22 protein-coding genes and 2 pseudogenes are annotated in these 23,192 nt (G+C 67.4%); 12 read left to right on the forward strand and 12 right to left on the reverse strand.

What is annotated here, in order from left to right; translation table 11 throughout:
- Positions 1-200: 200 nt before the first annotated feature.
- A complete protein-coding gene (locus tag OCU_RS28675) occupies positions 201-1,010 on the forward strand; it encodes an SDR family NAD(P)-dependent oxidoreductase (RefSeq protein ID WP_014379153.1) in 810 nt (269 codons plus the stop codon).
- Here the strand turns inward: OCU_RS28675 and OCU_RS28680 are convergent.
- From OCU_RS28680 to OCU_RS28695, 4 genes are read right to left on the reverse strand one after another with little or no spacing between them, the layout of a single operon-like run.
- Positions 982-1,824 (reverse strand): glycosyltransferase family 2 protein, encoded by an 843-nt coding sequence (locus OCU_RS28680; protein WP_014379154.1) that lies wholly within the window; start codon positions 1,822-1,824, stop codon positions 982-984. The genes OCU_RS28675 and OCU_RS28680 overlap by 29 nt on opposite strands.
- A complete protein-coding gene (locus OCU_RS28685; protein WP_036458256.1) occupies positions 1,824-2,705 on the reverse strand; it encodes a glycosyltransferase in 882 nt (293 codons plus the stop codon). Before OCU_RS28685 ends, OCU_RS28680 begins: the two co-directional genes overlap by 1 nt.
- Positions 2,689-3,927, reverse strand: a complete 1,239-nt coding sequence (locus tag OCU_RS28690; protein WP_041784799.1) for a glycosyltransferase — start codon at positions 3,925-3,927, stop codon at positions 2,689-2,691. Before OCU_RS28690 ends, OCU_RS28685 begins: the two co-directional genes overlap by 17 nt.
- Positions 3,924-4,970, reverse strand: a complete 1,047-nt coding sequence (locus OCU_RS28695; RefSeq protein WP_014379157.1) for a glycosyltransferase — start codon at positions 4,968-4,970, stop codon at positions 3,924-3,926. Before OCU_RS28695 ends, OCU_RS28690 begins: the two co-directional genes overlap by 4 nt.
- 278 nt (positions 4,971-5,248) lie before the next feature.
- On the opposite strand from OCU_RS28695, the gene OCU_RS28700 reads away from it, so the two are divergent.
- The 9 genes from OCU_RS28700 to OCU_RS28740 all read left to right on the forward strand — a co-directional run bounded on the left by OCU_RS28700 (position 5,249) and on the right by OCU_RS28740 (position 15,198).
- Positions 5,249-5,926 (forward strand): TetR family transcriptional regulator, encoded by a 678-nt coding sequence (locus tag OCU_RS28700; protein ID WP_014379158.1) that lies wholly within the window; start codon positions 5,249-5,251, stop codon positions 5,924-5,926.
- 12 nt (positions 5,927-5,938) lie between these two features.
- Complete coding sequence (locus OCU_RS28705; protein WP_041787022.1) at positions 5,939-6,133, forward strand: ferredoxin; 195 nt, start codon at positions 5,939-5,941, stop codon at positions 6,131-6,133.
- A 2-nt stretch (positions 6,134-6,135) separates the two neighbouring features.
- Positions 6,136-7,380 carry a cytochrome P450 gene (locus tag OCU_RS28710; protein ID WP_014379160.1) on the forward strand — a complete coding sequence of 415 codons (1,245 nt, stop codon included), beginning with the start codon at positions 6,136-6,138 and terminating at the stop codon, positions 7,378-7,380.
- 164 nt (positions 7,381-7,544) lie between these two features.
- On the forward strand, positions 7,545-8,606 hold the full coding sequence (locus tag OCU_RS28715) for an amidohydrolase family protein (RefSeq protein WP_193375143.1): 1,062 nt from the start codon (positions 7,545-7,547) through the stop codon (positions 8,604-8,606).
- The gene (locus tag OCU_RS28720; protein ID WP_009952193.1) at positions 8,606-9,850 is read left to right on the forward strand and encodes a M24 family metallopeptidase; all 1,245 of its coding nucleotides are present in this window, start codon (positions 8,606-8,608) and stop codon (positions 9,848-9,850) included. Before OCU_RS28715 ends, OCU_RS28720 begins: the two co-directional genes overlap by 1 nt.
- Positions 9,840-10,979 (forward strand): M24 family metallopeptidase, encoded by a 1,140-nt coding sequence (locus tag OCU_RS28725; RefSeq protein WP_014379162.1) that lies wholly within the window; start codon positions 9,840-9,842, stop codon positions 10,977-10,979. The genes OCU_RS28720 and OCU_RS28725 overlap by 11 nt, the downstream gene beginning before the upstream one ends.
- A gap of 2 nt (positions 10,980-10,981) precedes the next feature.
- Positions 10,982-11,962, forward strand: coding sequence for an enoyl-CoA hydratase/isomerase family protein (locus OCU_RS28730; protein ID WP_009952191.1), 981 nt, complete (start codon positions 10,982-10,984; stop codon positions 11,960-11,962).
- Positions 11,959-14,382: a CaiB/BaiF CoA transferase family protein gene (locus tag OCU_RS28735; protein ID WP_041787024.1), complete on the forward strand. Its 2,424-nt coding sequence runs from the start codon at positions 11,959-11,961 to the stop codon at positions 14,380-14,382. The genes OCU_RS28730 and OCU_RS28735 overlap by 4 nt, the downstream gene beginning before the upstream one ends.
- 6 nt (positions 14,383-14,388) lie before the next feature.
- Complete coding sequence (locus OCU_RS28740; RefSeq protein WP_014379164.1) at positions 14,389-15,198, forward strand: SDR family NAD(P)-dependent oxidoreductase; 810 nt, start codon at positions 14,389-14,391, stop codon at positions 15,196-15,198.
- Here the strand turns inward: OCU_RS28740 and OCU_RS28745 are convergent.
- The 3 genes from OCU_RS28745 to OCU_RS28755 form a co-directional block, all read right to left on the reverse strand.
- Complete coding sequence (locus OCU_RS28745; RefSeq protein ID WP_085981099.1) at positions 15,195-16,025, reverse strand: SDR family NAD(P)-dependent oxidoreductase; 831 nt, start codon at positions 16,023-16,025, stop codon at positions 15,195-15,197. The genes OCU_RS28740 and OCU_RS28745 overlap by 4 nt on opposite strands.
- A gap of 23 nt (positions 16,026-16,048) precedes the next feature.
- Positions 16,049-16,897 (reverse strand): mycofactocin-coupled SDR family oxidoreductase, encoded by an 849-nt coding sequence (locus OCU_RS28750; RefSeq protein WP_014379166.1) that lies wholly within the window; start codon positions 16,895-16,897, stop codon positions 16,049-16,051.
- Positions 16,898-17,135: 238 nt separating this feature from the next.
- Positions 17,136-17,786, reverse strand: a complete 651-nt coding sequence (locus tag OCU_RS28755; protein WP_008253652.1) for a TetR/AcrR family transcriptional regulator — start codon at positions 17,784-17,786, stop codon at positions 17,136-17,138.
- 266 nt (positions 17,787-18,052) lie between these two features.
- On the opposite strand from OCU_RS28755, the pseudogene OCU_RS51865 reads away from it, so the two are divergent.
- Positions 18,053-18,634, forward strand: a pseudogene (locus OCU_RS51865) (acyl-CoA dehydrogenase family protein); the annotation flags it as partial.
- Between the two features lie 159 nt (positions 18,635-18,793).
- Positions 18,794-19,204: pseudogene (locus tag OCU_RS51870) on the forward strand (acyl-CoA dehydrogenase family protein); the annotation flags it as partial.
- A gap of 8 nt (positions 19,205-19,212) precedes the next feature.
- Here OCU_RS51870 and OCU_RS28765 read toward each other — a convergent pair.
- The 5 genes from OCU_RS28765 to OCU_RS28785 form a co-directional block, all read right to left on the reverse strand.
- Positions 19,213-19,482, reverse strand: coding sequence for a DUF4190 domain-containing protein (locus OCU_RS28765; RefSeq protein WP_008253654.1), 270 nt, complete (start codon positions 19,480-19,482; stop codon positions 19,213-19,215).
- An 87-nt stretch (positions 19,483-19,569) separates the two neighbouring features.
- Positions 19,570-20,403: an acyl-CoA dehydrogenase family protein gene (locus OCU_RS28770; protein WP_014379168.1), complete on the reverse strand. Its 834-nt coding sequence runs from the start codon at positions 20,401-20,403 to the stop codon at positions 19,570-19,572.
- Positions 20,400-21,497, reverse strand: a complete 1,098-nt coding sequence (locus OCU_RS28775) for an acyl-CoA dehydrogenase family protein (protein ID WP_014379169.1) — start codon at positions 21,495-21,497, stop codon at positions 20,400-20,402. Before OCU_RS28775 ends, OCU_RS28770 begins: the two co-directional genes overlap by 4 nt.
- 23 nt (positions 21,498-21,520) lie before the next feature.
- A complete protein-coding gene (locus OCU_RS28780) occupies positions 21,521-21,991 on the reverse strand; it encodes a nuclear transport factor 2 family protein (protein ID WP_009952178.1) in 471 nt (156 codons plus the stop codon).
- Complete coding sequence (locus OCU_RS28785; RefSeq protein WP_014379170.1) at positions 21,969-23,189, reverse strand: metal-dependent hydrolase family protein; 1,221 nt, start codon at positions 23,187-23,189, stop codon at positions 21,969-21,971. Before OCU_RS28785 ends, OCU_RS28780 begins: the two co-directional genes overlap by 23 nt.
- Between the last annotated feature and the right edge of the window lie 3 nt (positions 23,190-23,192).

A 23,192-nucleotide genomic window follows, 5' to 3' on the forward strand; every position in this document is an offset into this window, starting at 1 on the left:
AGGCGTTCGAGCGCCGCGCATTCCGCGCTCCGGCCGCGCAAAGGTTGCGCTTGCTGAACTTTCACCCACACCGCCGCGTCCGAAGGATTTGCTGTACGACCTTACCGATGGCGCGCGTCGCCGGGGCGACGAGCACCCGGCCCGCGCAGTCTTAAATCAACTGCTTGACTTAACGCTGAGGGCCCCGATTAACTCGTCAGGTGGTTAACGAACTTGATGGCAAGGTCGCCATCGTCACCGGCGGCGCGTCCGGCATTGGCCGGGGCCTCGTGGAGCGGTTTGTGGCCGAGGGCGCACGCGTCGTCATCGCCGACGTCGAGACCGACCGGGGCAAGGCGCTGGCGGCATCGCTGGGCGACAATGCGCTCTTCCAGCCGACGGATGTCTCCGACCTCGAGCAGGTCGGCGCGCTGGTCTCCGCTGCCGTCGCGAAGTTCGGCGGCCTGCACGTGATGGTCAACAACGCCGGAATCTCGAGCCCCCTGCGGAAGTTGCTCGACGACGACCTGACCGATTTCCACAGGGTGATGGGGGTCAACGTGCTGGGCGTCATGGCGGGCACCCGAGATGCCGCGCGGCACATGGCCGAACATGGCGGCGGATCCATTATCAACATCACCTCGATCGGCGGGATCCAGGCCGGCGGCGGCGTGATGATCTACCGCGCGTCCAAGGCGGCGGTCATCCAGTTCACCAAGTCCGCCGCAATCGAGTTGGCGTATCACGAGATTCGGGTCAACGCCATCGCGCCGGGCAGCATCCCCACGCCGATCTTGGGGAAGTCGGCGGCCGGCATGGACCCCGAACAGCTCGAGCGGTTCGAGGCGCGGATTCGCCAGGGGATGCGCGATGACCGCCCGCTGAAGCGCGACGGCACGCCCGATGACGTCGCCGAGGCCGCGCTGTATTTCGCCACCGACCGGTCGCGATACGTCACCGGGACCGTGCTGCCCGTCGACGGCGGAACGGTGGCGGGCAAGGTCATTCGGCCCAAGAAGGGTGGGGGATAGGGCGGGGACGCCCGTCGGCGTCGCGACGGATCAGGCCTTGGTCCGCGAAGGAGGACAGCCAGCCCTCCATCGGCCACCAACCCCAACGCCCATAGAAGATCTCGGCGTTGCGCAGTATGTCCTCGAGGTGGTCGACGGGGGGATCGGCGACCGCATGGTGCTGGTGGAATGCGTGGGCCCCGCCGACCCAGCGCATCGGAACTTGGCGTGCCGCCGCGCATTGCGCGAAGTCCGTGTCCTCTCCGCCGTAGCCGCGGTACCGCTCGCAGAATCCCCCGATCCGCTGCCACGTAGGGACTTTCACCGCGAAAGACAGCGACCAGAACAGCGCATAGTCCGTCGTGGACAGGACAGCGCCGTCCCGCGGCGCGGGCCGAGCACGATGCGGATCGGGATTCGACCGCACCTCGGAGATCACGTAGCCGCCCGGCCCGGGTGGTGGCAGATACGTGACCGGGCCGTTCAGGATCGCGTCCGCGTGCTCGGATCTGCCTGCGACCCCGTGGTAGCGGTCGAGCAACTCCGCGCCGGGAATGCAATCGACGTCGAGAAAAACCAAGAGCTCGGCGGCATTTCGTATCGCCGCGGCGGCTCCCACGTTGCGTCCCATCGCCACCGGCAGCGGGCGGGCGGCCTCGCACTCAACCACCAGCGCCGGCGCCTTCAGCTCGCTTACCAGGGCGGCGACGGTGGGGTCACCGAGCGCGACCACGATGTGCAGGTCCGGCCGCAGTGTGCTGGTGGCGAGGCCTTCGAGCTGCCGCCGCAGGTGGGCGCCCCTGCCGTGCACGATGGTGATGACGGCGGTGCGCACTACGTGCCTTGCCTGCAACGGCGGGCCGTCGACTCGATGGCTTCGGCGGCACGGTCGGCCGCCCCATCCACTTCCCACCGTCGCCACCGTCGCGGGTCGGTCGCCGCGGTGGCGGTCAGCAGCGCCGGCCACGCCCGTGGGTCGGGCATGCCGTGCGCGACCACCGCAAGCTGATGGCGCTTGAGCATCCGGGCCGTCGCGTGTTGCTCATCGAAGGGCCGCGGCTGCGGGAGGACCAACGCGGGGCGCCTCGCCGCGGCGACATCAGCAATACAGCTCTGACCCGCGTGGGTGACGACGACATCCGCCCCCCGGATCTCGGGCCACGGATCATCTCTCCACGCACCGACCTTGCCGCCGAGCGTCGTCCATGACCGGACCGAATCCGCTGCGGCACAATCCTGTAGCGAGGTTCCGAAGGCGTCGCCGGCCCCGCCCAATACGACGACGCGCGTCTCCTTCAACGGCCGTGCCGATGACTCGGGCTCGTCGCCGCGACGGTCACGGCCCTCGAAGCGGCTGATGCCACCGACGTAGCTGGTCTTGTCCTCCCATTGCCGCAGCCATGACGGCACACACAACGCGCGCGGCCAGGCCGCCACGATGTGATCGGCGAGGCGATGCACCAGCACATGCGGGGCGTCCACGCGGGTGCCGGGCAACGCCACGACGATCACCGGTACGCCGAGCAACCGGATGAACAGCGCCACTTCCACCGATACGTCGACAACGACGGCCTCGGGCCGCGCGTCGGACACCCACTCCGCGATCTGATTCATTCGGGCGCTCAGCCCGGCGTCGTGGTGGGGCGCCCAGTGCAGCGCGCCGTGTGCGGTGGCCTCGCGTGGCCGCGGTCCCTCGTCGTCACACGGTAGCCTCATGACCGCCGAAAACGGCTGGGGCTCCGGCACATCCAGCGATGTCATGGCGGTCACCGGGCGGCGCATCCGTGCGCAGACGCTCATGGCCCGAGCCAGATGCCCGAACCCGTGGTGGTGAATGTAGTACCCGATCATGTTGCCTGCCCGCGAAGTCGTCGATCATTTCTCGGTACACATTGGTGTAGGCGGTCACCATCGCTTCGGCCGAACACTGGCGAATGGCGTGCTCGCGCACCCGCTTTCGCGGTAGCGCGAGCACCGTGCCTATGGCGTCCGCCATGGCGGCGACGTCACCGGCGACGATGAGTCGCCCCGACGCCGCGCTGATGAGTTCGGGGATGCCACCGAGGGCGAACGCAACGACGGGGGTGCCGCACGACATCGCTTCGGCGACGACAAGCCCGTACGGCTCGTCCCAGCTCGGGGTGACAAGCGCCGCTGCGGCGTGGCTGACCACGTGGGCCAGACGCCGGTGGTCCAGATGGCCCGCATACCGGATGTCGCCCCGAAGGTGGGGCTCGACGTGGCGAACAAAGTACTGCTGGTCGGAGATCGGACCGGCGAGGACCAGCGGTCGGCGCGCCCGTTGGGCCGCGGCGATCGCCAGATGGGGTGCCTTTTCCGGTGTGATCCGACCAAACCACACCAGGGACGGCCCACCCGGGCCGAGGGGCCACTGGCCCGTATGGATGCCGTTGGGAACCACGGTGATATCTCCGGTGAGGCTTCGCCACGCCGCAGCGGTGTGCCGGGAGACCGCCGCAAAGCGGGTGCCCTTCCCGGTGGCGGCACCGATCGCCGACTCGAGCCAGGGCGTCGGCGGCGTGTGCACCGTGGTGAGCATCGGAGTGGACAACGCCGAGGCCATCGCCACCGGAAGGTAATGCAGGCTGTGGTTGTGGATGACGTCGAACTGTTGGCTCCCGGGCCCCGCCAGCCACAACATCAACGACAGGTACGCGTGGTGATCGGCCATGAAATCTGCCGGCGGCATCGACACGTCGTGGCGCGCCGCCTCCGACAGATCCAACGGGCGCACGTCGAGCGTCTGACAGTTCAAACCGGGATCCGAACCCGCCGCGGCGAACAGCGACACCCGATAGCCGCGGGATGCGAGCGCGCCGGTCAGGTGGCAGACGTGCGCTTCGAGCCCCCCGGCGAACGGTTGCCGGATCGGATGGCGGGTCGAGGCGATCAGCGCCACGCGCAGTGGCTCCGTCATCGCAGGACGCTCGCGTAGATGGCACGATGCGCCGCGGCGAGCTCTCGCCTTTCGGCGAGCCGCGCCACCCAGTCGGCCCGGGGGGCGGGGCAGCCGGCGGCCCAACGCGCGTGTGCCCGGTGGATCGCACCGCACAGCGACACGGGATCGAAGCCCCGGTCGCCGAAACCGAAAACGCCGCACGGGCGTTGCTGGCGATAGAAGCCGCAGCTGGGGGCCACCACGGCGGTTCCGAGATCGTAGCTCGCCTCGAGCCAGCCCGAATGGGTGCCGAACCGGTAGGGCAGTACGGAAACCGTCAGCGAAGCGAGGTAGTCCCAGAATTCGTCGTCCGAGAAGTACGGGTGCACCCGGACCTGCACATGCTCGTGGGAGTCGTAGGCCAGCAGTGCCGCGCCGGTCGACGGTGCGAACCAGTGATTGTCGGGATCGAAGATCTCGTCGTGGACGTCGACCTGCAGGATCGCGTCGGGCAGGGACGACACGATCGCCGCGAGCGCGTCCACGACGGGCAACGGGTCCATGTTGGCGCGCAGACTTTTGGCGTGCAGGCCGACGACGAATCGCTCGCCGCGGCCGCGGGGCCTCTCGATCCACTCCTTTTCGAGCACGTGCGGGTGCGGCAATACGCGGGCCCGCCGCCGCCAGTTTCGCCAAATCAGCTGTGCGGCACCGGGTGTCAGCGTAATCAGCTCGTCGGCGGCGGAAATCAGGACGTCCTGCTGCGCGGCGTGGGCCTCGGGTTCCGGGTGATGTGGATTGCGCAGATCGTGCACCGTGTACACCAGCGGCTTGTTGTGCTCTTTGAGCTCCTGGACGACTCCGGCCAAATCCTCCGGAGTGATGGCGTCGAACCCGAAGTGGATGTGGAACACGTCGAATCGTGAGTGGTTGTCGCTGACCCAGCCCGGCTCCAACATCAGCGGCGGCCACCAACCTCCCGGCACGGTGCGGCCATCCGCCGGCGCCGGATCATCCAGGCGCACAACGCAATCCGAGTACGGATTGCCGAGGTGACGGACGTAGACGTGCGACGCCGGCACCGAAGCTACGCGCAACAAACTCAAGGCCCCTTCTCAAAATCTGTAGGGGCAGCCGCGCGTCCTGGCGGCACCGTCCCGTCTGTCGAGAAGCAGAACCGTCCCTGTTGACTGAAGGACGCTGCGAAGCTGCAATACCCGCAACCCGCGGGGCCAAACTCGGATACGCGACCGTAAGCCCGCGCCCGGGCCGCTTGTGCCGGCGGCCTCCCGCTCCGAGGTCGGTCTGTGGATTAAATCAAGCGCTTGACTTAACGGCTTGCGGCGGGTTGACTGGGCCGATGACCACCGTCGGCCGGACCGTGCGCACCGAGCGGGCCAGCTCCACCCAAGAGGCGATCTTGGTGGCCGCCGAGCGGCTCTACGCCGAGCACGGCATGTTCGCGGTGTCCAACCGACAAGTCAGCGAGGCCGCCGGCCAGGGCAACAACGCCGCGGTCGGCTACCACTTCGGCACCAAGGCCGACCTGGTGCGCGCCATCGAGCACAAGCACCGCGGACCCGTCGAGCAGCTCCGCGAGCGGATGGTCGACGAGTTGTTGGCCTCCGGCGCCGCCGACGGCCGGGACGCCGAACTGCGCAACTGGGTGGCCTGCCTGGTGCGCCCGCTCACCGATCACCTCGAGGAGCTCGGAAATCCGACGTGGTACGCGCGGTTTGCGGCGCAGGCGATGACCGACCCCGCCTACTACAACATCATCGTCAAGGGCGCGCTCAGCTCGCCCTCGCTGGTTCAGGTCGTGGAGGGCATCAACCGGTGTCTGCCCGAATTGCCGGCCGAGGTGCACTTCGAACGCAACATCATGGCCCGAAACCTGTTGATGCACACCTGCGCCGACCGTGAACGCGCGCTTGTCGCGGGAACGTTGACGTCCCATCGTTCCTGGCGCGCTGCGGCGTCCGGGCTCATCGATGCGATCGTGGGCCTGTGGCTGGCGCCCGTGACGGCGTACGAGTGAGGGGGTTTGAAGATGAAAGTGACTGTTGACCAAGATGTTTGCGCCTCGTCCGGGAACTGCGTCATGAATGCGCCCGAAGTGTTCGACCAGCGCGACGACGACGGCGTGGTCGTCCTACTCAATCACAGTCCTACGGCCGACCAGGCCGAAGGTGCGAGGCGGGCGGCGGCCGCCTGTCCCGCCCTGGCCATCCACATCGAGGAATAGAGATGTCAGACATTCTGACGAGTGCCACCACAGAGCAGACCGCCGACATTCCGGACTATCCGATGGCCAGGGAGCCGCGCTGCCCGTTCGCCCCGCCGCCGGACGTCATGGCGCTGGCCGAGTCCCGGCCGCTGTCTCGGGTGCGGATCTGGGATGGCAGTACGCCGTGGCTCATCACCGGCTACGAGCAAGTGCGCGAGCTGTTCTCGGATTCGCGGGTCAGCGTCGACGACCGGGTGCCCGGCTTCCCGCACTGGAACGAAGGCATGTTGTCGACCGTGCACAAGCGGCCCCGGTCGGTGTTCACCTCCGACGGCGAGGAGCACACCCGGTTCCGGCGGATGCTGTCCAAGCCCTTCACGTTCCGGCGGGTGGAGGGTCTGCGCCCGACGATCCAGCAGATCACCGTCGACCACATCGACACGATGCTGGCCGGCCCGCAGCCCGCGGATGTCGTTGCCGCCATTGCGCTTCCGGTTCCGTCGCTGGTGATCAGCCAATTGCTGGGCGTGCCTTACGAGGACGCCGAGATGTTCCAGCACCACGCCAACGTTGGCCTCGCGCGCTTTGCCGCCGCCGAGGACACCATGAAGGGCGCGATGAGCCTGCACAAGTACCTGGCTCAGCTGGTGGAAGCCAAGATGGAAAACCCTGCGGAAGACGCGGTTTCCGACCTCGCCGAGCGGGTCAAGGCCGGCGAGCTCAGTGTCAAGGAAGCCGCGCAGCTGGGCACCGGATTGCTGATCGCCGGGCACGAGACGACCGCGAACATGATCGGGCTCGGAGTGCTTGCGCTGCTGGAGAATCCGGACCAGGCCGCCGTCATCCGCGATGCCGAGGACCCGAAGATTCTCGCCAACGCGGTGGAGGAATTGCTGCGCTACCTCAGCATCATCCAAAACGGACAGCGCCGCGTCGCCGTGGAAGACATTCATATCGGTGGCGAGACCATTCGTGCCAACGAGGGCATCATCATCGACCTGGCACCGGCCAACTGGGATGCGCAGGCCTTCGCCGAACCCGATCGCCTGTACCTGCATCGCTCGGGAGCCGATCGCAATGTGGCCTTCGGATACGGCCGCCACCAGTGCGTGGGCCAGCAGTTGGCGCGGGCGGAACTGCAGATCGTGTTCCAGACCCTGCTGCGCCGCGTCCCGACGATGGAACTGGCCGTGCCGATCGAAGAAGTCCCGTTCAAGCACGACCGCCTCGCCTACGGCGTCTACGAACTGCCGGTGACCTGGTAGCCCAGCTCGCTGCCTTTGAAAAACTGCTGACAACAGCGGATCCGAATGGAGGGTCAACGATGACGACTCAAGCAAGCACGCTCTACCCGCCCGGAGGCTATGGCGCTCCGAAGGACCGGCGCGGCCACGCCGCCGGCAGCGATGTGGGCCTGCCCGCGGGGACCGTGGTCTTCTCGGCGGACAACCACATCTCGCTCGCCGATGACATCTTCTACCAACGCTTCCCGGAAGACCTGAAGGACAAGGCACCGCGGATCTGGTACGAGGAGGGCGCCTACCAGGTCGGCCGCAAGGGACAGTCGTTCCTGCCGGGTGATTTCAGCGCAGTCCTGATGCAGTACGACGACCTGCCCGGCGCCGCCAGCACCAACATCGAGGCCCGGATTCAGGAATTGCATGACGACGGGGTCGAGAAGGAACTGGCTTTTCCCAACGCGGTGCTGGCGCTGTTCCACTACCCGGACAAGCAACTTCGCGAGCTTGCCTTCCGCATCTACAACGAATACATCGCTGAGTTGCAGGAGCGCTCCGGCGGCCATTTCTACGGTGCGGGCCTGATCAACTGGTGGGACCCTCGGGGGACCCGCAAGACCCTCGAAGAGCTGAAGTCCCTGGGACTCAAGACGTTCCTACTGCCGCTCAACCCGGGCAAGGACGACGAGGGCAACATCATCGACTACGGCAGTACCGCGATGAAACCAGTCTGGGACGAGATCGAGGCCGCCGGCCTGCCGGTGACCCACCACATCGGCGAGACCCCGCCGAAGACCCCGTGTCAGTTCAACAGCGTGGTGGTCGGCATGATGATCAACGTCGACGGCTTCCGCGAGCAGTTCGCCAAGTATCTCTTCACCGGAATTCTCGACGATCATCCCGGGCTGCGGATCGGCTGGTTCGAGGGCGGAATCGCCTGGGTGCCATGGGCTTTGCAGGACGCCGAGCACCTGGTCGCGTCCTATCAGCACATGTTCAACCGGCCGCTGCAGCACGATGTGCGCTACTACTGGGACACCCACATGAGCGCGTCGTTCATGGTCGACCCCCTGGGCCTGCAGCTGATCGACCAGATCGGGGTGGACAGGGTGATGTGGTCCAGCGACTACCCGCACAACGAAAGCACCTATGGCTACTCGGAGAAGTCGTTGACGGCCGTTGTTGACGCCGTCGGTCCGGCGAACGCGAAGAAGATCGTCAGCGACAACATCACAACGTTCTTGGGCCTGTAGTGAAGACGCTCGCGGACCTGGGCACCAGCAGAGGCAACGGACTGGTGATCCCCGAAACACCCGACCTGGCGCGCCTGCGCCGCGAGACGGGAGCGCGGCTGCGGTCGGCGATGACCGAACGCGGCGTCGACGCGATGATCCTGCTCGGCAACAACGCCGTCGTCTACGCCACCGGCGCCAGTTGGCCACTGGGCGACGCCGGACTGTCCTATGTCGAGCGCCCGGTGGCCGTGGTGCTCGCCGACGACGAGTGGCCGCACCTGTTCCTCCCGTTCCGGGAGGGGGCCGCACAGGAGTCGGATCTGCCCGCCGACCACCTGCACGGGCCGGTCTATCTCGAATTCGACGAGGGCGTGGCCCATTTCGCGCGGACACTCGCCGAGCTGATCCCGGCCAAATCGGTGGTCGCTGTCGACGAATGCACGGGGGCGATGTCGCGCGCCGCGAACGTCCTGTTCCCGAACGGGGCCCCCGTCGACGCCGCGGCCGTCGTCAGCGCGGCCAAGTCGGTCAAGACCCCGGACGAATTGTCGTGCATGCGCACCGCCATCCGGATCACCGACGAGGCCATGGTCGAGGTGCAGAAGCGGCTGGCGCCCGGGATACGTCAGATCGATTTGTCGGCAAGCTTTTTGCGACGCGCCTTCGAGCTGGGCGCCACGGCCAGCATGCTCGAACCGATCTGGCAGGTGATGCCGCCCAGCAAGGCCGAGGGCGTGTGGACCACGCACGGCGACCTGGCGTTGCCGCTGCTGAGCACCGAGCGCGAGCTGGCCGAGGGCGACGTGCTGTGGACCGACGTCAGCATCACCTACCAGGGCTACTGCTCGGACTTCGGACGCACCTGGATCGTCGGGCGGGACCCCTCCCCGCGCCAACAGGCGCAGTTCGACACCTGGTTCGAGATCATGACCGCCGTCCTGGGTGTCGCCAAGGCCGGCGCCACCGCGGCGGACCTCGGCCGGGCCGCGATCAAGGCCAACGGCGGCACCAAGCCCTGGCTGCCGCACTTCTACCTGGGCCACGGCATCGGCGTCAATGCCGCCGAAATGCCGATGATCGGAACGGATCTCGGCCAGGAGTTCGACGAGAATTTCGTCCTTCAATCCGGGATGGTGCTGGTTTTGGAGCCCGTGGTGTGGGAGGACGGCACCGGCGGCTACCGCAGCGAAGAGGTCCTGGTGATCACCGAGGAAGGCTGGATCCGTTTGACCGACTACCCCTATGACCCCTATGGGAACTGAAGTCCTGCCCGACGAGCGCGCGCTGCGCTCGGGGCGTCGCCAGCGGGCGCTCGACCAGATGGCCGCGCACGACCTCGATGTCCTGGTCCTCGGCCGGCAAGCCAATGTCCGTTACGTCACCGGCGCGCCGCAGCTTTGGGTCGCCGGCACCCGGCCGTTCGGTCCGACCTGTGTGGTGGTGCGGGAGACAGGTGCCGTGCACCTCCTCAGCACGTGGGACGAGGGCGTGCCCGACGACATCCCCCACGAGAACCTCTACGGCATCTCGTGGAACCCGGTGAACACCATGTCGGCGCTGCAGCGCATCGACGGCGCGGCCGATGCACAGCGGGTCGGAACCGACGCGCTCTCACCGGTTTTCGCGCAGCTGCTGCCGACCGCATTCCCCAACGCCCAGCTGATCGACGGCGAGCTCGCGATGCGGGCCGCACGCCGCGTCAAGACGGCGGAAGAGATCGCCGCGGTGCGGGAGTCCGTCGCGGTGGCCGAATCGGCCCTGGCGGCCGCGGTCGCGGAATTGCGGCCCGGGGTGAGCGAACAAGCGCTGGCCGGCGTCGTGTTGGAGGCCTCGGCGGCCGGCGGCGTGAGCACGCCGTCGAATCAAGACGTCGCGTGGGCGACCTCGCGCACGCACCCGTGGCGGCGCGCCGACGGCGGTGACCGTGTTCAAGGCCGCATCCAGGACGGCGATCTGGTGGCGTTCTCCGCGGGAGTCCTGGCCGGCGGGTACGTCGGCGAGGTGGGACGCACCTGGCCGGCCGGCAAGAAGCAGGTTCCCGGCGGCGCCGCGGCCCTCTATCGACGCTGGGACAGCCTGTGGGACAGGCTGATCGGGGCCTGTCGGCCCGGCGCCGGCGCGGCCGAGCTGATGGCCGCGTACCACGCCGCGGGGGAGCCGGACCCACCGATGCCGGTCGCCCGTGGCCTGGGCATGGGGTTCGACCCACCCGTCGTCTCCAAGCATCTGCCCGCCACCGCGGCCGGCGAACGTCTGGAACCGGGGATGGTGCTCGCCGTGACGGGTTATGTCTGGGAAGAAGGAGTCGGCGCGGTATTCGGGCGAGAAGCGGTCCTGATCACCGCCGACGGTCCGGAAGTGCTCACCGCCAGCCCGTTCTGGCAGCCCTAGCCATGACCGATCCCGCAGAGCCACCGGCCGACGAGATCATCCGGTACGACAAAGACGCCGAGACGCGGATCGCCACGATCACGTTCGACCGCCCGGATTACCTCAACGCGCCGACGATCGCCGCGCGCCTGCGCTACGCGGATTTGTTGCACCGCGCCGGCATTGACGACGACGTCAAGGTCCTGGTGGTCCGCGGAGCCGGCGACGACCTCGGCTCGGGTGCGGACCTGGTCGAGGTGATGCGGGTCCGTGCCGCGGCCGACCAAGGGCCGCGGCTCGCCGAATACCGGATCGGTGCCCAGGAGGTCAGGCACCCGCCGGAGGGCTCGTTTCGCAACGGCGCCACGCTCGGTCAGTGGTATGCCAATCCGAATTCCGGCATCCGCGGCCTGCAGGATTTCAAGAAGATCAGCATCCTCGAAGCCAAGGGCTACTGCTACGGCTGGCACTTCTACCAGGCCGCCGACGCGGACCTGGTGATCGCCAGCGACGACGCCCTGTTCGGGCATCCGTCGTTCCGGTATTACGGCTGGGGTCCCCGCATGTGGTGGTGGGCGCAGACCATGGGCATCCGCAAATTCCAGGAAATGGTGTTCACCGGACGGGCTTTCACCGCCGCCGAGATGTACGACTGCAACTTCCTCAACAGCGTGGTGCCCAGGGACCAACTCGAGGCGGAGGTCGAGAAGTACGCCTTGGCCTGCGCCCGCAACCGCCCCACCGACACCGTCTTCATGCAGAAGGTCTTCTTCGAGATCATGAAGCAGTTCCAGGGCGAGTATCTGGGCAGCATGCTCAGCGGTGTCTTCGAGTCGATGGGCGCCATGGTGCGCCCGGATGTCGGTGACGAACTGACGCTCGCTGACGCCATGGAACAGGGGCTGGGCGATGCGGTCAAAGACAACGACGGCAAGTTTCCCGCCGAGTGGCGCCTGAGCAAGAAAGCCCGCAAAAAAGCCAAAGCGAAGAAAAAGAACTCGTGACGCCATCCCGGGTCGAACCGCCACTGACCGGCTATACGGTGATCGATCTGTCCACCGGCATAGCGGGCGCCTACTGCACCAAGTTGCTCTGCGACGGTGGCGCCGATGTCGTGAAAGTCGAGCCGCCGCAAGGAGATCCGCTGCGCAAATGGTCTGCCTCGGGAGTGCCCATCGCGCCCGGCGACGACGGCGCGTTGTTCGGCTTCCTGGCCGGTGCAAAACACAGCGTCATCGCCGACCCCTCCGACGAGGACGACGCCGAGCTGGTGAACCGGCTCCTGGCCTCCGCGGACGCGGTGGTCTGGTCCGCCGGTTCGAACGTGGCCGAGCACCCGGCCTTCGCGCCGCGCGCCATCCACCGGCGGCACCCGCAGCTGACCGTCACGGCGATCACGCCGTTCGGGCTGGAAGGCCCCTGGCGTGACCGCGCCGCAACGGAATTCACGCTGCAGGCGTGGTCGGGAGGAATCGTCGGGCTCGGCCGCGGCGAGCAGGAACGCCCGCCCGTCTTCGTCGGCGGTCAGGTCGGCGAGTACCTGGCCGGAGCCTACGCGAGCGCGGCCACCCTGGCGTCGCGATGGCGCCGCTTCGACGGCGGGCCAGGGGAACTGCTGGACCTGTCGATGCTCGAGACGCAGATCCTGTGTCTCACCTATTACCCGGTGTCGTACTTCGAGGTGCTCGGGCGGCCGTGGCGGGACATGCGACGGCCGACGATTCCGGGCGTGGCTCAGGCGAAAGACGGACTGGTGGACCTCGGCTGCGGGACCGCGCAGCAGTGGTTCGACTTGTGCGCGATGGTGGGCCACCCGGAGTGGATCGACGAGGAATCGCCGCTGTCGATCACGGAGCAGGCCAACATCCACGCCGAGGAGCTCTTCGACTGGCTGGCCCACACCACGGTCGCCGAAATCCGGGAACTCGCTTCGGCGTTCCGCATTCCCAACGCGCCGGTAGCCAACGGCGCCAACGTCACGTCGTTCGATCAGTTCGTGGAACGCGGTTCGTTCGTCCGCAATCCGCGCGACGGCTACCAGCAGCCGGGTCACCCCTACCGGATGCGGCCGGCGCAGTTGCGCGGACCGCGCCCGGCGCCGCGGTTGGGGGCGCACACCGAGCATTACCGGGCCGCGAACCTCCCCGCCCGGCCTACTCCGACGGGCGTAGCAAAAGCACTGCCACTCAGCGGCATTCGAGTGCTGGACATGACGACATTCTGGGCGGGACCCTGCGCCACGCACTTTCTGGCGATGCTCGGCGCCGAGGTCATCCACGTCGAATCGACGCGACGGCCGGACGGCACGCGGCTGATCGCCGGCGTGCCGGTCACCGAGGAGCAATGGTGGGAGAAGTCGCCGATCTTCGAGGCGCTGAACACCAACAAGAAGGGTCTGACGCTGGACCTGCAGAGCCCGCGCGGCAGGGAGTTGTTGCGCCGGCTCATCGCCACCTGCGACGTCGTCGTGGAAAACTTCACCCCCCGGGTGCTGGACCAGATCGGGCTGGATTTCGCCACCGTTCAATCGATTCGGCCCGACGTGGTGATGGTGCGGATGCCCGGCTTCGGCCTCGAAGGGCCATGGCGTGACAATCCCGCCTTCGCCTACGTCATCGAAGCCGCCTCCGGAGTCAGTTGGCTCACCGGCTACCCGGACCGCACACCCTATGACCCGTATTCGATCGGTGACCCCAATGCCGGTGTGCACGCGGCCAACGCCCTGCTACTGGCGCTGGAGCATCGCCGCCGAACGGGCGAGGGCGTGTTCGTCGAAGCGGCAATGGTCGATGCGGCCCTGAGCATCTCGGCCGAGCAGGTCATCGAGTACTCGGCGTACGGGGCGCTGCTCGAGCGCGCCGGCAACCGTGGACCGGCGGCCGCACCGCAGAACCTCTACCTCAGCGCGGATATCGACGAATTCGGCCGGCTCGACAGCTGGGTCGCCATCGCCGTGGCCACCGACGATCAGTGGGTGAAACTGTGTCGCGCCATCGGATCACCCTCCTGGGCAACCGATCCCGGGCTGACGACGCACGCCGGCCGCAGTGAGCACCACGATCTGATCGACGAACAACTCGCAGCCTGGTGCCAACGGCGCAGCCGCGACGAGATCGTCGCAACCCTCTGGGACGCCGGAGTGCCGGTGGCCAAGGTCATGCAACCGCATCGTCAAACCGAGCTGGAGCAGTTGGCGTTCCGCGGCTTCTTCGAAGAGGTCGACCACCCGGTCAACGGTCCGGCTAGGCTCAGCACCGTGCCGATGAGATGCTCAGCCGGGCCCGACAAGTTCCACACCGAGCACGCGCCGCTGCTCGGGCAGCACAACCGCGAGCTGCTGGCCGGGCTCGGGTTGTCCGACGCCGAGATCGCCGGCCTGGAATCCGACGGTGTCATCGGCCGCGCGCCGGCGATGCACGGCTGATCGACGATGGCGATCGACCCCTCGAACATCCTGCTGACCGGCCGCGTCGCGGTGGTGACCGGCGGGGGCGCGGGCATCGGCCGCGGCATCGCGGCCGGAATGACGGCTTTCGGCGCTCGGGTGGCGATCTGGGAGCGCGACCCCCAAACCTGCGCACAGGCAGCCGAATCCATCGGCGGCCTGGGGATCGTCACCGATGTCCGAGACGGCGGCCAGGTGGATGCCGCGCTGGAACGCACCATCGCGGAACTTGGCACGCCGACGATCCTGGTGAACAACGCCGGCGGCGTGTTCTCCTCGCCGTTGCTGGAAACGAGTGAAAACGGTTGGGACGCGCTCTATCGCGCCAACCTGCGCCACGTGCTGCTGTGCAGCCAGCGCGTCGCCCGGAAGATGGTGTCCGAGGGCCTGCCCGGCAGCATCGTCTCGCTGACCTCGATCGAGGGCGTGCGCGCGGCGCCGGGCTACGCCGCCTACGCGGCCGCCAAGGCCGGTGTCATCAACTACACCAAGACCGCGGCGCTGGAGTTGGCGCCGCACGGGATCCGGGTCAACGCGATAGCCCCCGACATCACGCTCACCGAGGGGCTCGCGCAGCTCGGCGGCGAGGCCGCGACGAGCGCCATGCGCGACATGGTGCCGCTCGGCCGTCCCGGCCATGTCGATGAAATCGCCAGCGCGGCAGTATTTCTGGCCTCCGACATGGCGGCCTATCTGACCGGCCAGACGCTGCACATCGACGGCGGCACCCAGGCCTCCAGCGGGTGGTATCACGACCCGCGGACCGGCGACTACCGGCTGGGCCCGTCGACCTAGTGCGTCCAGCCCTCGGCGGCCTGTTCGTCGAAGGTCCGGTCGATGCGCTCGAACCTGCGGCGGATGGACGCCCGGGCCGCCGCGTGCGGCAGGATGTACAGCCGGTTGGCCAGGATCGCATCGGCTGTCAGCCGCGCGACATCGTCGGCGCTGACGCTCTCGTCCTGGGTGGGCAACGTCCCGAACGCGCCCTCGGGACTGGCCGACAGCCCGTAGTCCGCGCCCCGGATTCGCTCGGAATTGGAGACCAGCTTGGTTTCCACGACCATCGGGCACAACACCGATACGCCAATGCCATTGGCCTTGACCTCACGCGCCAGTGTCTCGGCGAGTCCGACGACACCGTATTTGGCGACGCCGTACGTCCCCAGACCGGCGTTGGGCACCAACCCGGCGAAGGACGCGGTGAAGGCGATGTGCCCGCCGCTGCCCTGTTCGATCAACCTGGGCACGAAGGCCTCGACGGCATGGATCGATCCCCATAGGTCGATGTCGATCACCCAGCGCCAGTCGTCGTGGTTCATCTGGCCGATCGGCCCTGCGACGACGATGCCGGCATTGCTGAAAACGACGTCGACGCGGCGGAGCAACCGGAAGGCTTCGTCGGCGAGGTGAACCATCTCATCGAGATTCCGGACGTCGCAGACCACTCCGTGCGCGTCGAAACCCTCGCCCCGCAGCCGGTTCACCGCCTGTTCCAGCGCGGGTTGATCGACGTCGGAGAGCACCAGGCGGGCGCCGCGGTGGGCGAATTCGGTGGCCGTGGCCAGGCCGATGCCGCTGGCACCGCCGGTGACCACGGCCCCGCGGCCGTCGAAGCCAGACAGAAATCCGTCCATGGGACGGAACTCTATTTCAGGCAGCTACCCGCGTCGATCGGCAGGGTCACACCGGTGATGTAGCGCGCCTCGTCCGAGGCGAAGAACAGCACGGCGTTGCTGATGTCGATCGGCTCGACCCACGGGATCGGCAGCGTGTGGAACAGCTGACAGATCGGTGCCATGTCGTCGGGGCCCGGGTTCTCCAGGTCCGGCCGGAACATCTTGAACGTGCCCTCGTTGTGCAGCATGGGGGTCTTGACGTGCGTGGGGTGCACGGAGTTGACGCGAATCATGTGCTGTCCCAATTCAACTCCGAAGGCGCGCATGAGCCCGACGACACCGTGTTTGGCCGCGACGTAGTGGCCGGTGTGGGGGTAGGCCTTGAGCCCTCCGACCGAGCTGGTCAGGATGATGGATCCGCCGCGACCGCCGGCCAGAAGATGGGGCACACCGGCTTTCACGGTTTTCCACACCCCGGCCAGGTTGATGTCGATCATCTCGGTCCAGTCTTCTTCGCTGGTCTTGTCCAAAGTCTCTCCGCCGTTGCCGATTCCGGCGTTGGCCACGATGATGTCGAGCCGGCCGAGTTGCTCGACGCCGCTGTCGACCGCCGCCTTGAGCGCGTCGTAGTCGCGCACGTCGACTTCGGCCGTGAAGATCCTGCGGTTGTGCCCCTTGACCAGGTCGGCGGTCTCGGCGAGGTCCTCGGGCGTCGACGCCGGGATCGCGGTGTCCAGCACGCCCTCGCGGATGGGCTTGCAGATGTCGATGGCGATGATGTCGGCGCCCTCCTCCGCCAATCGCACCGCATGGCTGCGGCCCTGACCGCGCGCCGCTCCGGTGACCAAGGCGACTTTGCCCTCAACACGTCCGGTCATGGCTACCTCAACTCCTGACTTGATCTGATCGGCTCGCCTGCGCGGAGAACAATCGCGTCCCCGGATCGTGGGTCTTGCCGCTTTTGAACTCTGTCATTCGGCCAACACGGGTGTCAATGGCGAATCCGTTTCGGCCATTTGTGGTTCTAGATATTAGAGAATCTCATTCTCACGGGCAAACGGCGTGCGCTATCTGCTCAGCTCCGGAGTGAGGAAGATTACGGCCCGTGGGGGCGTGCTACGCGACGAAACCGCGCGAGCAGAAGTCCCATACCTCTTCTGCGGTGATGGGGTGGGTCGTCGCGTCGTCGGGTCCGCCGCTGGACTGCGCGATGAACATCACCGTCTGCATGGTCATGGCGGCCACGCGCTTGGGATTGATGGTGTTACGCAACTTGCCGGCATCGTGAGCCGCGTCCATCAGTTCCGTCAGCAATGCCAGAAGCGGAGCATGCGCGACCTTGACCTCGGCCGGATGCGTCACCAGCAGCCGCGGAGCAAAGTCGGTGAACAGCGGGCGCTTGGCGGTCGGATCCGGGCGCGAGGCCTCGTACAGCAGTTGCACGGCGACCTGCAGCCGCTCCAGCGGATCCGTGTGGCTTTCCGTGGCGGCGCGGATCTGGTCGGCCGAGCGGCTCAGCGCGTCTTCGAACAGCGCCAGCAACAGCTCGTGCTTGCCGTCGAACTGCAGGTAGAAGCTGCGCAGCGACTGGCGGGAGCGGTCGACGACCTCCTGGACGGTAAAGTCGGTGCTGCCCTTTTCGATGATGATGGCCTGGGCGGCGTCGAGGAAGCGCTGAACACGTTGCGCCGCACGCAGTTTCGCCGTCTTGATGGACCGCTCGACAGCGCGTTGCTTCCAGGCCGGCTCTTCGCTGGGACTGGTCACGGCCGACTCAGGTGATTGCCGCGCTGGGAGAACATGGTTGGACTCTACCGGAGAACGCCGTGACATCGCTGCGCTCGACCCCCTCACGGATCACGTGTCGGAGATTGTAACTTTCTTACCACGAGAATACTATTCTCTTAGACGTGTGTATGGAAGCGTAATCGCAAGAGTGAACCGCGCCGCTGGCGGAAAGCGTGATCTACCGGCGGCGCGATTGCGCTCAGGACCATTCGGGAAGTGCCGTGCAGCTGACGTTTGACGCCGACGTGGAGGCGTTCCGCGCCGAATTCATCGCGTTCCTCGATGAGCATCTGCCTTCCGAGGCCGAGGCACTCGACCGGCCGCGGTCGAGTTCGGACATCCCTGCGTGGGCCCGCCGTTGGCAACGCCTGCTGTTCGACAGCGGATGGCTACTGCCCGGCAACCCCCCGGAGTTCGGCGGGCGCAACGCGACGCTGCTGCAGCAATACGTGTACCAAGAAGAGTTGTCACGACGGCGGATCTATCAAAGCTTCAACCCGCAGGGCGTGGGCATCATCGCGGCGTCGTTGTTGACGTTCGGCACCCCCGAACAGAAGCAGCGCTGGGCGGTGCCGATCCTGCGGGCGGAGATCACCGCGTCACTGGGCATGAGCGAACCGGGCGCGGGATCCGATCTCGCGTCGCTGAAAACCCGTGCGGTGCTTGACGGCGACCACTTCGTCGTCAACGGGCAGAAGGTGTGGACATCGGGCGCCCATCACGCCGACGTGCTGTTGACGTTCGTGCGCACCGATCCGGGCGCCCCAAAGCACAAGGGCATCAGCGCGTTACTGATTCCGACCGACACCCCCGGTGTGGTCCGCCGTCCATTCGCGTCGATGGGCGACATCGAAGACGTCGACTTCAACGAGGTCTTCTTCACCGACGCGCGGGTGCCGGCCGAGAACCTGGTGGGGGAGCTCGACGCGGGCTGGCGCGTGGCGACCGGTTCGCTCGGTCACGAACGCGCGATGCTGTGGCTGGATTACGCAGACATGTTGCACGCGCTGACCGTCGAGTCCAGGCCCGCGGGGCCTGTCCAGCGGGATCGCTACGCGACGCTGGTGATGGATTTCTACGCGATGCGACTGCTCGGGTCGGCGACGCTGGCCAAAGCCGCGCGCGGCGAAGAGGACGTGCCGGCCCAGTCGGTGCTCAAGCTGCTGGGATCGGAGGCAATGCAACGCGCCTGCGAAGACGCGCTGGGCGCCAAGGGCGGGGAGGGACTGGCGTTGCACGGGGTCACCGCCCCGTTCGCCCCACTCAACCTGGACAGCCACTACGGCGCCTGGTTCGACCGGTACACGCGCACGTTCGCCGCGACCATCGCCGGCGGCACCTCGGAAATTCAGCGCAACATCATCGCCGAACGCGTGCTGGGGCTCCCGCGGAATTGATCCGCGCGTCAGTGCCTGGCGACGTCCAGCCTGGCGTAATAGCCGATGGCGACGAGACCGACCAGTATCGCGATCACGCCTAAAACCATTCCCGCCAACGCGGTTCGGGGATTGTTCGCCTCCCCGCGGGCGACGCGCCGGCGGGCGACGTCGCCCGTCACCACCGCCGCGATACCGAACGGCACCCCCAGCATCATCCAACACGTGATGAGCCCGACCAGGCCCAGCAGCAGCGAGGCGACGCCGGCCTCGTTGCGCGGTGCGTCGGGGTGACTCATTGCGTCCCATCCTTGTGGTGTCGGGACGAGTCTACGTGGACGCCGCCGAGAAGAGGCCCGCCGATCGTCATCGCGCGGGCCGATCCGTCACAGCTGGGCAAGCCGTGGGGCGGAACCCGTTGTCACCAAAGCTCTTCCGGCCTCGCGGGTGAGTTCTCGCGCGCTTCCCAGCAGTCCGTCGAGAATGAGCGAGCGCTTGATGTGGTGGTGCAGCGGGTGTTCGGCGGTGAATCCGACACCGCCGAGCACCTGCTGGCAGTGCCGTGCGGCGGTCAGCGCCGCCTGGCCGGCCGCGGCTTTGGCCAGCAGTGCGGCCAGCCCCTCGTCGTCGCACTCGGTGGCGGCCTGCAGCGTCGCCTCGGCGCCCTCGATGGCCACCAGCGTCTCGGCCAGACGGTGTCGGATCGCCTGGAAGGAGCTGATGTGGCGACCGAACTGAACGCGGTCCAGGGCATGTTGACGGGCCAGCGAGAGCATGGCGCGGCTGGTGCCGACCAGCCACCAGCCAAGGGCGCGCCATCCCGCGTGCAGCGCGGCCGACGGCAATGGATCGCCTTGCGGCACAGGGTGTATGGGAAGCAGCTCGTCGATCGCAGCGTCGGACTCGTCGCGACGCTCCCACAGCACCCAGGACCCGCCGGCGAACGGCAGCGGAAGCGCGCCCCCGGGCGCATCACCGGCCGCGCACAGCAGCACATCGTTGAGCACGGGCGCGTGCGAGCCGGTCTCGCCGAGCAGCCTGAAGACCAACGGTATTGCGGCGTCGGGCATTTCCTCGAGCATGTCGCGCCAGCCGAGGTCGGTCAGCGCGGCGTCGAGCTTGGTTCCGGAGGCGGCGCCCATCGTCGTCCGCAGCGAGTCGGCCAGCAGCCGCAGCGATTGGGGGTCTGACTCGGTGTCCGGCGGAGGCGTCACGGTCACTCCTTCCCGAGGTCGAGCAATCGGCGGGCGATGATATTGCGCTGGATCTCGGCGGTACCGCCATAGATCGACGCCGCGCGCGAGTACAGGTACTCCGAACGCCACGGTGTGTCTTCGAGTTCGAGCTTCCCCGGCAACAGGTCATGGACGGTGTCATAGAGCCGCTGCTCGGCGGCGGCCAACAACACCTTGTCGATGGAGGTGTCCGGGCCCAGGCGGGCCCCGTCGCGCATCCGGTGCTGGGTGGCGCGCGAACGGCAGCGCAGGGTGTGCAGCGCCAGATAGGCTCCGCCCAGCGCGGATTCGTCGGGCTCACCGATCTCGGATGCTTCGGCGAGCAGGTCGTCGAACCGGGAGTAGAGGTAGGCGATTCGCTGCCAGAAGCACGAGGAACGCTCATAGGGCAGCAGGTCCATGGCGAGCCGCCAGCCGTCCCCGGGCCGGCCGAGCATCCTGCTCGCCGGAATCACCACGTCGTCGTAGTACACCTCGCAGAATTCGTCGACGCCGTGCATCGTGCGCAGTGGCCGGATGGTGATGCCGGGGGTGTCGAGGTCGACGAAGAAGGCGGTGATGCCGTCGTGGCCGGGCGCGGTGCGGGTGAGCAGGACGCACCGCGTCGAAAACTGCGCGAAGCTGGTCCACACCTTTTGTCCGTTGACGATCCAGTTGTCGCCCTGCTGGGTCGCGCGAGTGGTCAGCGACGCGAGGTCACTGCCGGATCCCGGTTCGGAAAAGCCCTGACACCATTGCTCTTCGCCGCTCAGCAGCCGCGGCACCATCTCCGCGGCGAGCTCCGGGGGCGCGTAGTCGATCATGGTGGGTGCCAGCACCTCGAGCATCGAGTACGGGCCGGGTTCGGCCAGCCGACGGCCCACCACTTCTTCGCCGACGACCGCCCGCAGCACCGCCGGACCGCCCAATCCGCCGACGTCCTCCGGCCAGCCGTAGCGCATCCAATCGGCGTCGTAGAGCGCGCGACTGACCCGGGCGAACTGCTGCATATGGCCCTGCAGCGAGTGGTCGGGCCCGGGTGTCAGATCGTTGTCGTCGAGCCACGCGCGCAGGTCCGCCCGGAACTGCTCGACATTCACCGCACTGTCGATTGGTTGGCTCCTTAGGTCGTTGCCTGGGACGCCGAGTCACCGGCGGGACGCCCGATGGCGTGCGGGCGCCCGGAATCGTGCACACCGCTGCGGCGGATGAACGTCATCGCGCGGGTCTTGAGGCGCCATCCGTCGGCGGTTCGCACATAGGTGTCGCGATAGTAGCCGATCCGCATGTCGTGACTGGAGTGGTCGATGAAGCACAGCGGTTGGGTCCCGCTGGCCGCGTCACCGTCGAGATCGACCACCGCAGTCCCGGTGAGGAACAAGCCCTTTGGGGCTGCCGCCACCAGTTCCGGGAATCGACTCAGGCTGTAGGTTTCGCCGAAGGCGCTATAGGTTCCGTCCGGGGTGAAGACCGCGACGAGACCGTCGATGTCTTGCTGGGTGATGGTCACCGCATAGCGGCCGAGCAGTTGCTGGATCTCGACGAGGTCGTCGGTTTTGGTTGGGCCGCTTTCAGGCTGACCGGGGGTCGACATAGACCTTGCCACCTTTCATCACGAAGCTGACGTTTTGGGTAACGGTGATGTCCTCCAACGGATTTCCCGGCACCGCGATGATATCCGCGAGCTGGCCCGTCGCGAGGCGCCCCCGGTCGGTCTTGTCGATGAGCTCGGCCGCGGTGGTGGTGGCCGCGCGCAGCACCGCCAAAGGCGGCAAACCCCACTCCACCAGCGTGACGAGTTCGTCGGCGTTCTTGCCGTGCGGTATCGCCGGCGCGTCGGTGCCGACCGCGATCTTCACGCCGGCCTCATAGGCGGCCCTGACCGACGTCTTCGCCTTCGGGAACATCTCGGCTGCCTTGTCCTGCAACTCCTTCGGCGCGCGGGACACGTCCATCGCCTCGGCGAGCCTGCGGGTGGTCACCAGGAACCGGTCGTTGTCGACCAGCATCTGGATGGCCTCGTCGTCCATGAGGAAGCCGTGTTCGATGCAGTCGATACCGCACGCGACCGCGTGCTTGACCGCTTCCGCCCCGTGCGTGTGCGCGGCGACGCGCAGCCCGCGCCGGTGCGCCTCGTCGACGATCGCGCGCAGTTCCTCGTCCGAATAGTGTTGTGCGCCGGCCTCGCCGGTCAACGACATCACGCCGCCCGAAACGCACACCTTGATCAATTCGGCGCCGTGTTTGATCTGGTATCGCACCGCCTTGCGGATCTCGTCGATGCCGTTGGCGATGCCCTCTTCGACCGTGAGCTCGAGTGCGCCCGGCATGAACGCGGCGAACATCGTCGGGTCCAGGTGCCCGCCGGTGGGCGTGATCGCGTGACCGGCCGGGACGATTCGGGGCCCCTCGATCCAGCCCGCGTCAATCGCCTTGCCCAGCGCGACATCCAGCAGGTATCCGCCGGTCTTGACGAACAGGCCGAGGTTGCGCACGGTGGTGAACCCGGCGCGCAGCGTGCGTCGGGCGTTGCCGACCGCGCGCAGCACCCGCGTCGGTGGGTCGTCCTGCACTTGGGACAGCCCGGGCGTCTCGCCGCGCCCGCCCATCAAGAGGTTGACCTCCATGTCCATCAACCCGGGCAGCAGTATCTGGTCGCCGAGATCGATGAGCTCGCCTTCCGGCTCGCCCCCCACACCGACGATCCGGTCACCCTCGATCCGCACGATGCCGGGCCGAAGGATCTCGCCGCTGTCAACGTCGAGAAGCCCGGCGGCCTTGAGGGTCAGCACGAG

It is taken from the genome of Mycobacterium intracellulare ATCC 13950 (assembly GCF_000277125.1).
In the GTDB taxonomy this organism is placed as follows: domain Bacteria; phylum Actinomycetota; class Actinomycetes; order Mycobacteriales; family Mycobacteriaceae; genus Mycobacterium; species Mycobacterium intracellulare.

Bases quoted from the DNA above. Each gene is read 5' to 3' on its own strand.
- OCU_RS28685 (WP_036458256.1), bottom strand. From the start codon at position 2,705: ATGAGGCTACCGTGTGACGACGAGGGACCGCGGCCACGCGAGGCCACC.
- OCU_RS28690 (WP_041784799.1), bottom strand. From the start codon at position 3,927: ATGACGGAGCCACTGCGCGTGGCGCTGATCGCCTCGACCCGCCATCCG.
- OCU_RS28700 (WP_014379158.1), top strand. From the start codon at position 5,249: ATGACCACCGTCGGCCGGACCGTGCGCACCGAGCGGGCCAGCTCCACC.
- OCU_RS28705 (WP_041787022.1), top strand. From the start codon at position 5,939: ATGAAAGTGACTGTTGACCAAGATGTTTGCGCCTCGTCCGGGAACTGC.
- OCU_RS28710 (WP_014379160.1), top strand. From the start codon at position 6,136: ATGTCAGACATTCTGACGAGTGCCACCACAGAGCAGACCGCCGACATT.
- OCU_RS28725 (WP_014379162.1), top strand. From the start codon at position 9,840: ATGGGAACTGAAGTCCTGCCCGACGAGCGCGCGCTGCGCTCGGGGCGT.
- OCU_RS28730 (WP_009952191.1), top strand. From the start codon at position 10,982: ATGACCGATCCCGCAGAGCCACCGGCCGACGAGATCATCCGGTACGAC.
- OCU_RS28740 (WP_014379164.1), top strand. From the start codon at position 14,389: ATGGCGATCGACCCCTCGAACATCCTGCTGACCGGCCGCGTCGCGGTG.
- OCU_RS28750 (WP_014379166.1), bottom strand. From the start codon at position 16,897: ATGACCGGACGTGTTGAGGGCAAAGTCGCCTTGGTCACCGGAGCGGCG.
- OCU_RS28765 (WP_008253654.1), bottom strand. From the start codon at position 19,482: ATGAGTCACCCCGACGCACCGCGCAACGAGGCCGGCGTCGCCTCGCTG.
- OCU_RS28780 (WP_009952178.1), bottom strand. From the start codon at position 21,991: ATGTCGACCCCCGGTCAGCCTGAAAGCGGCCCAACCAAAACCGACGAC.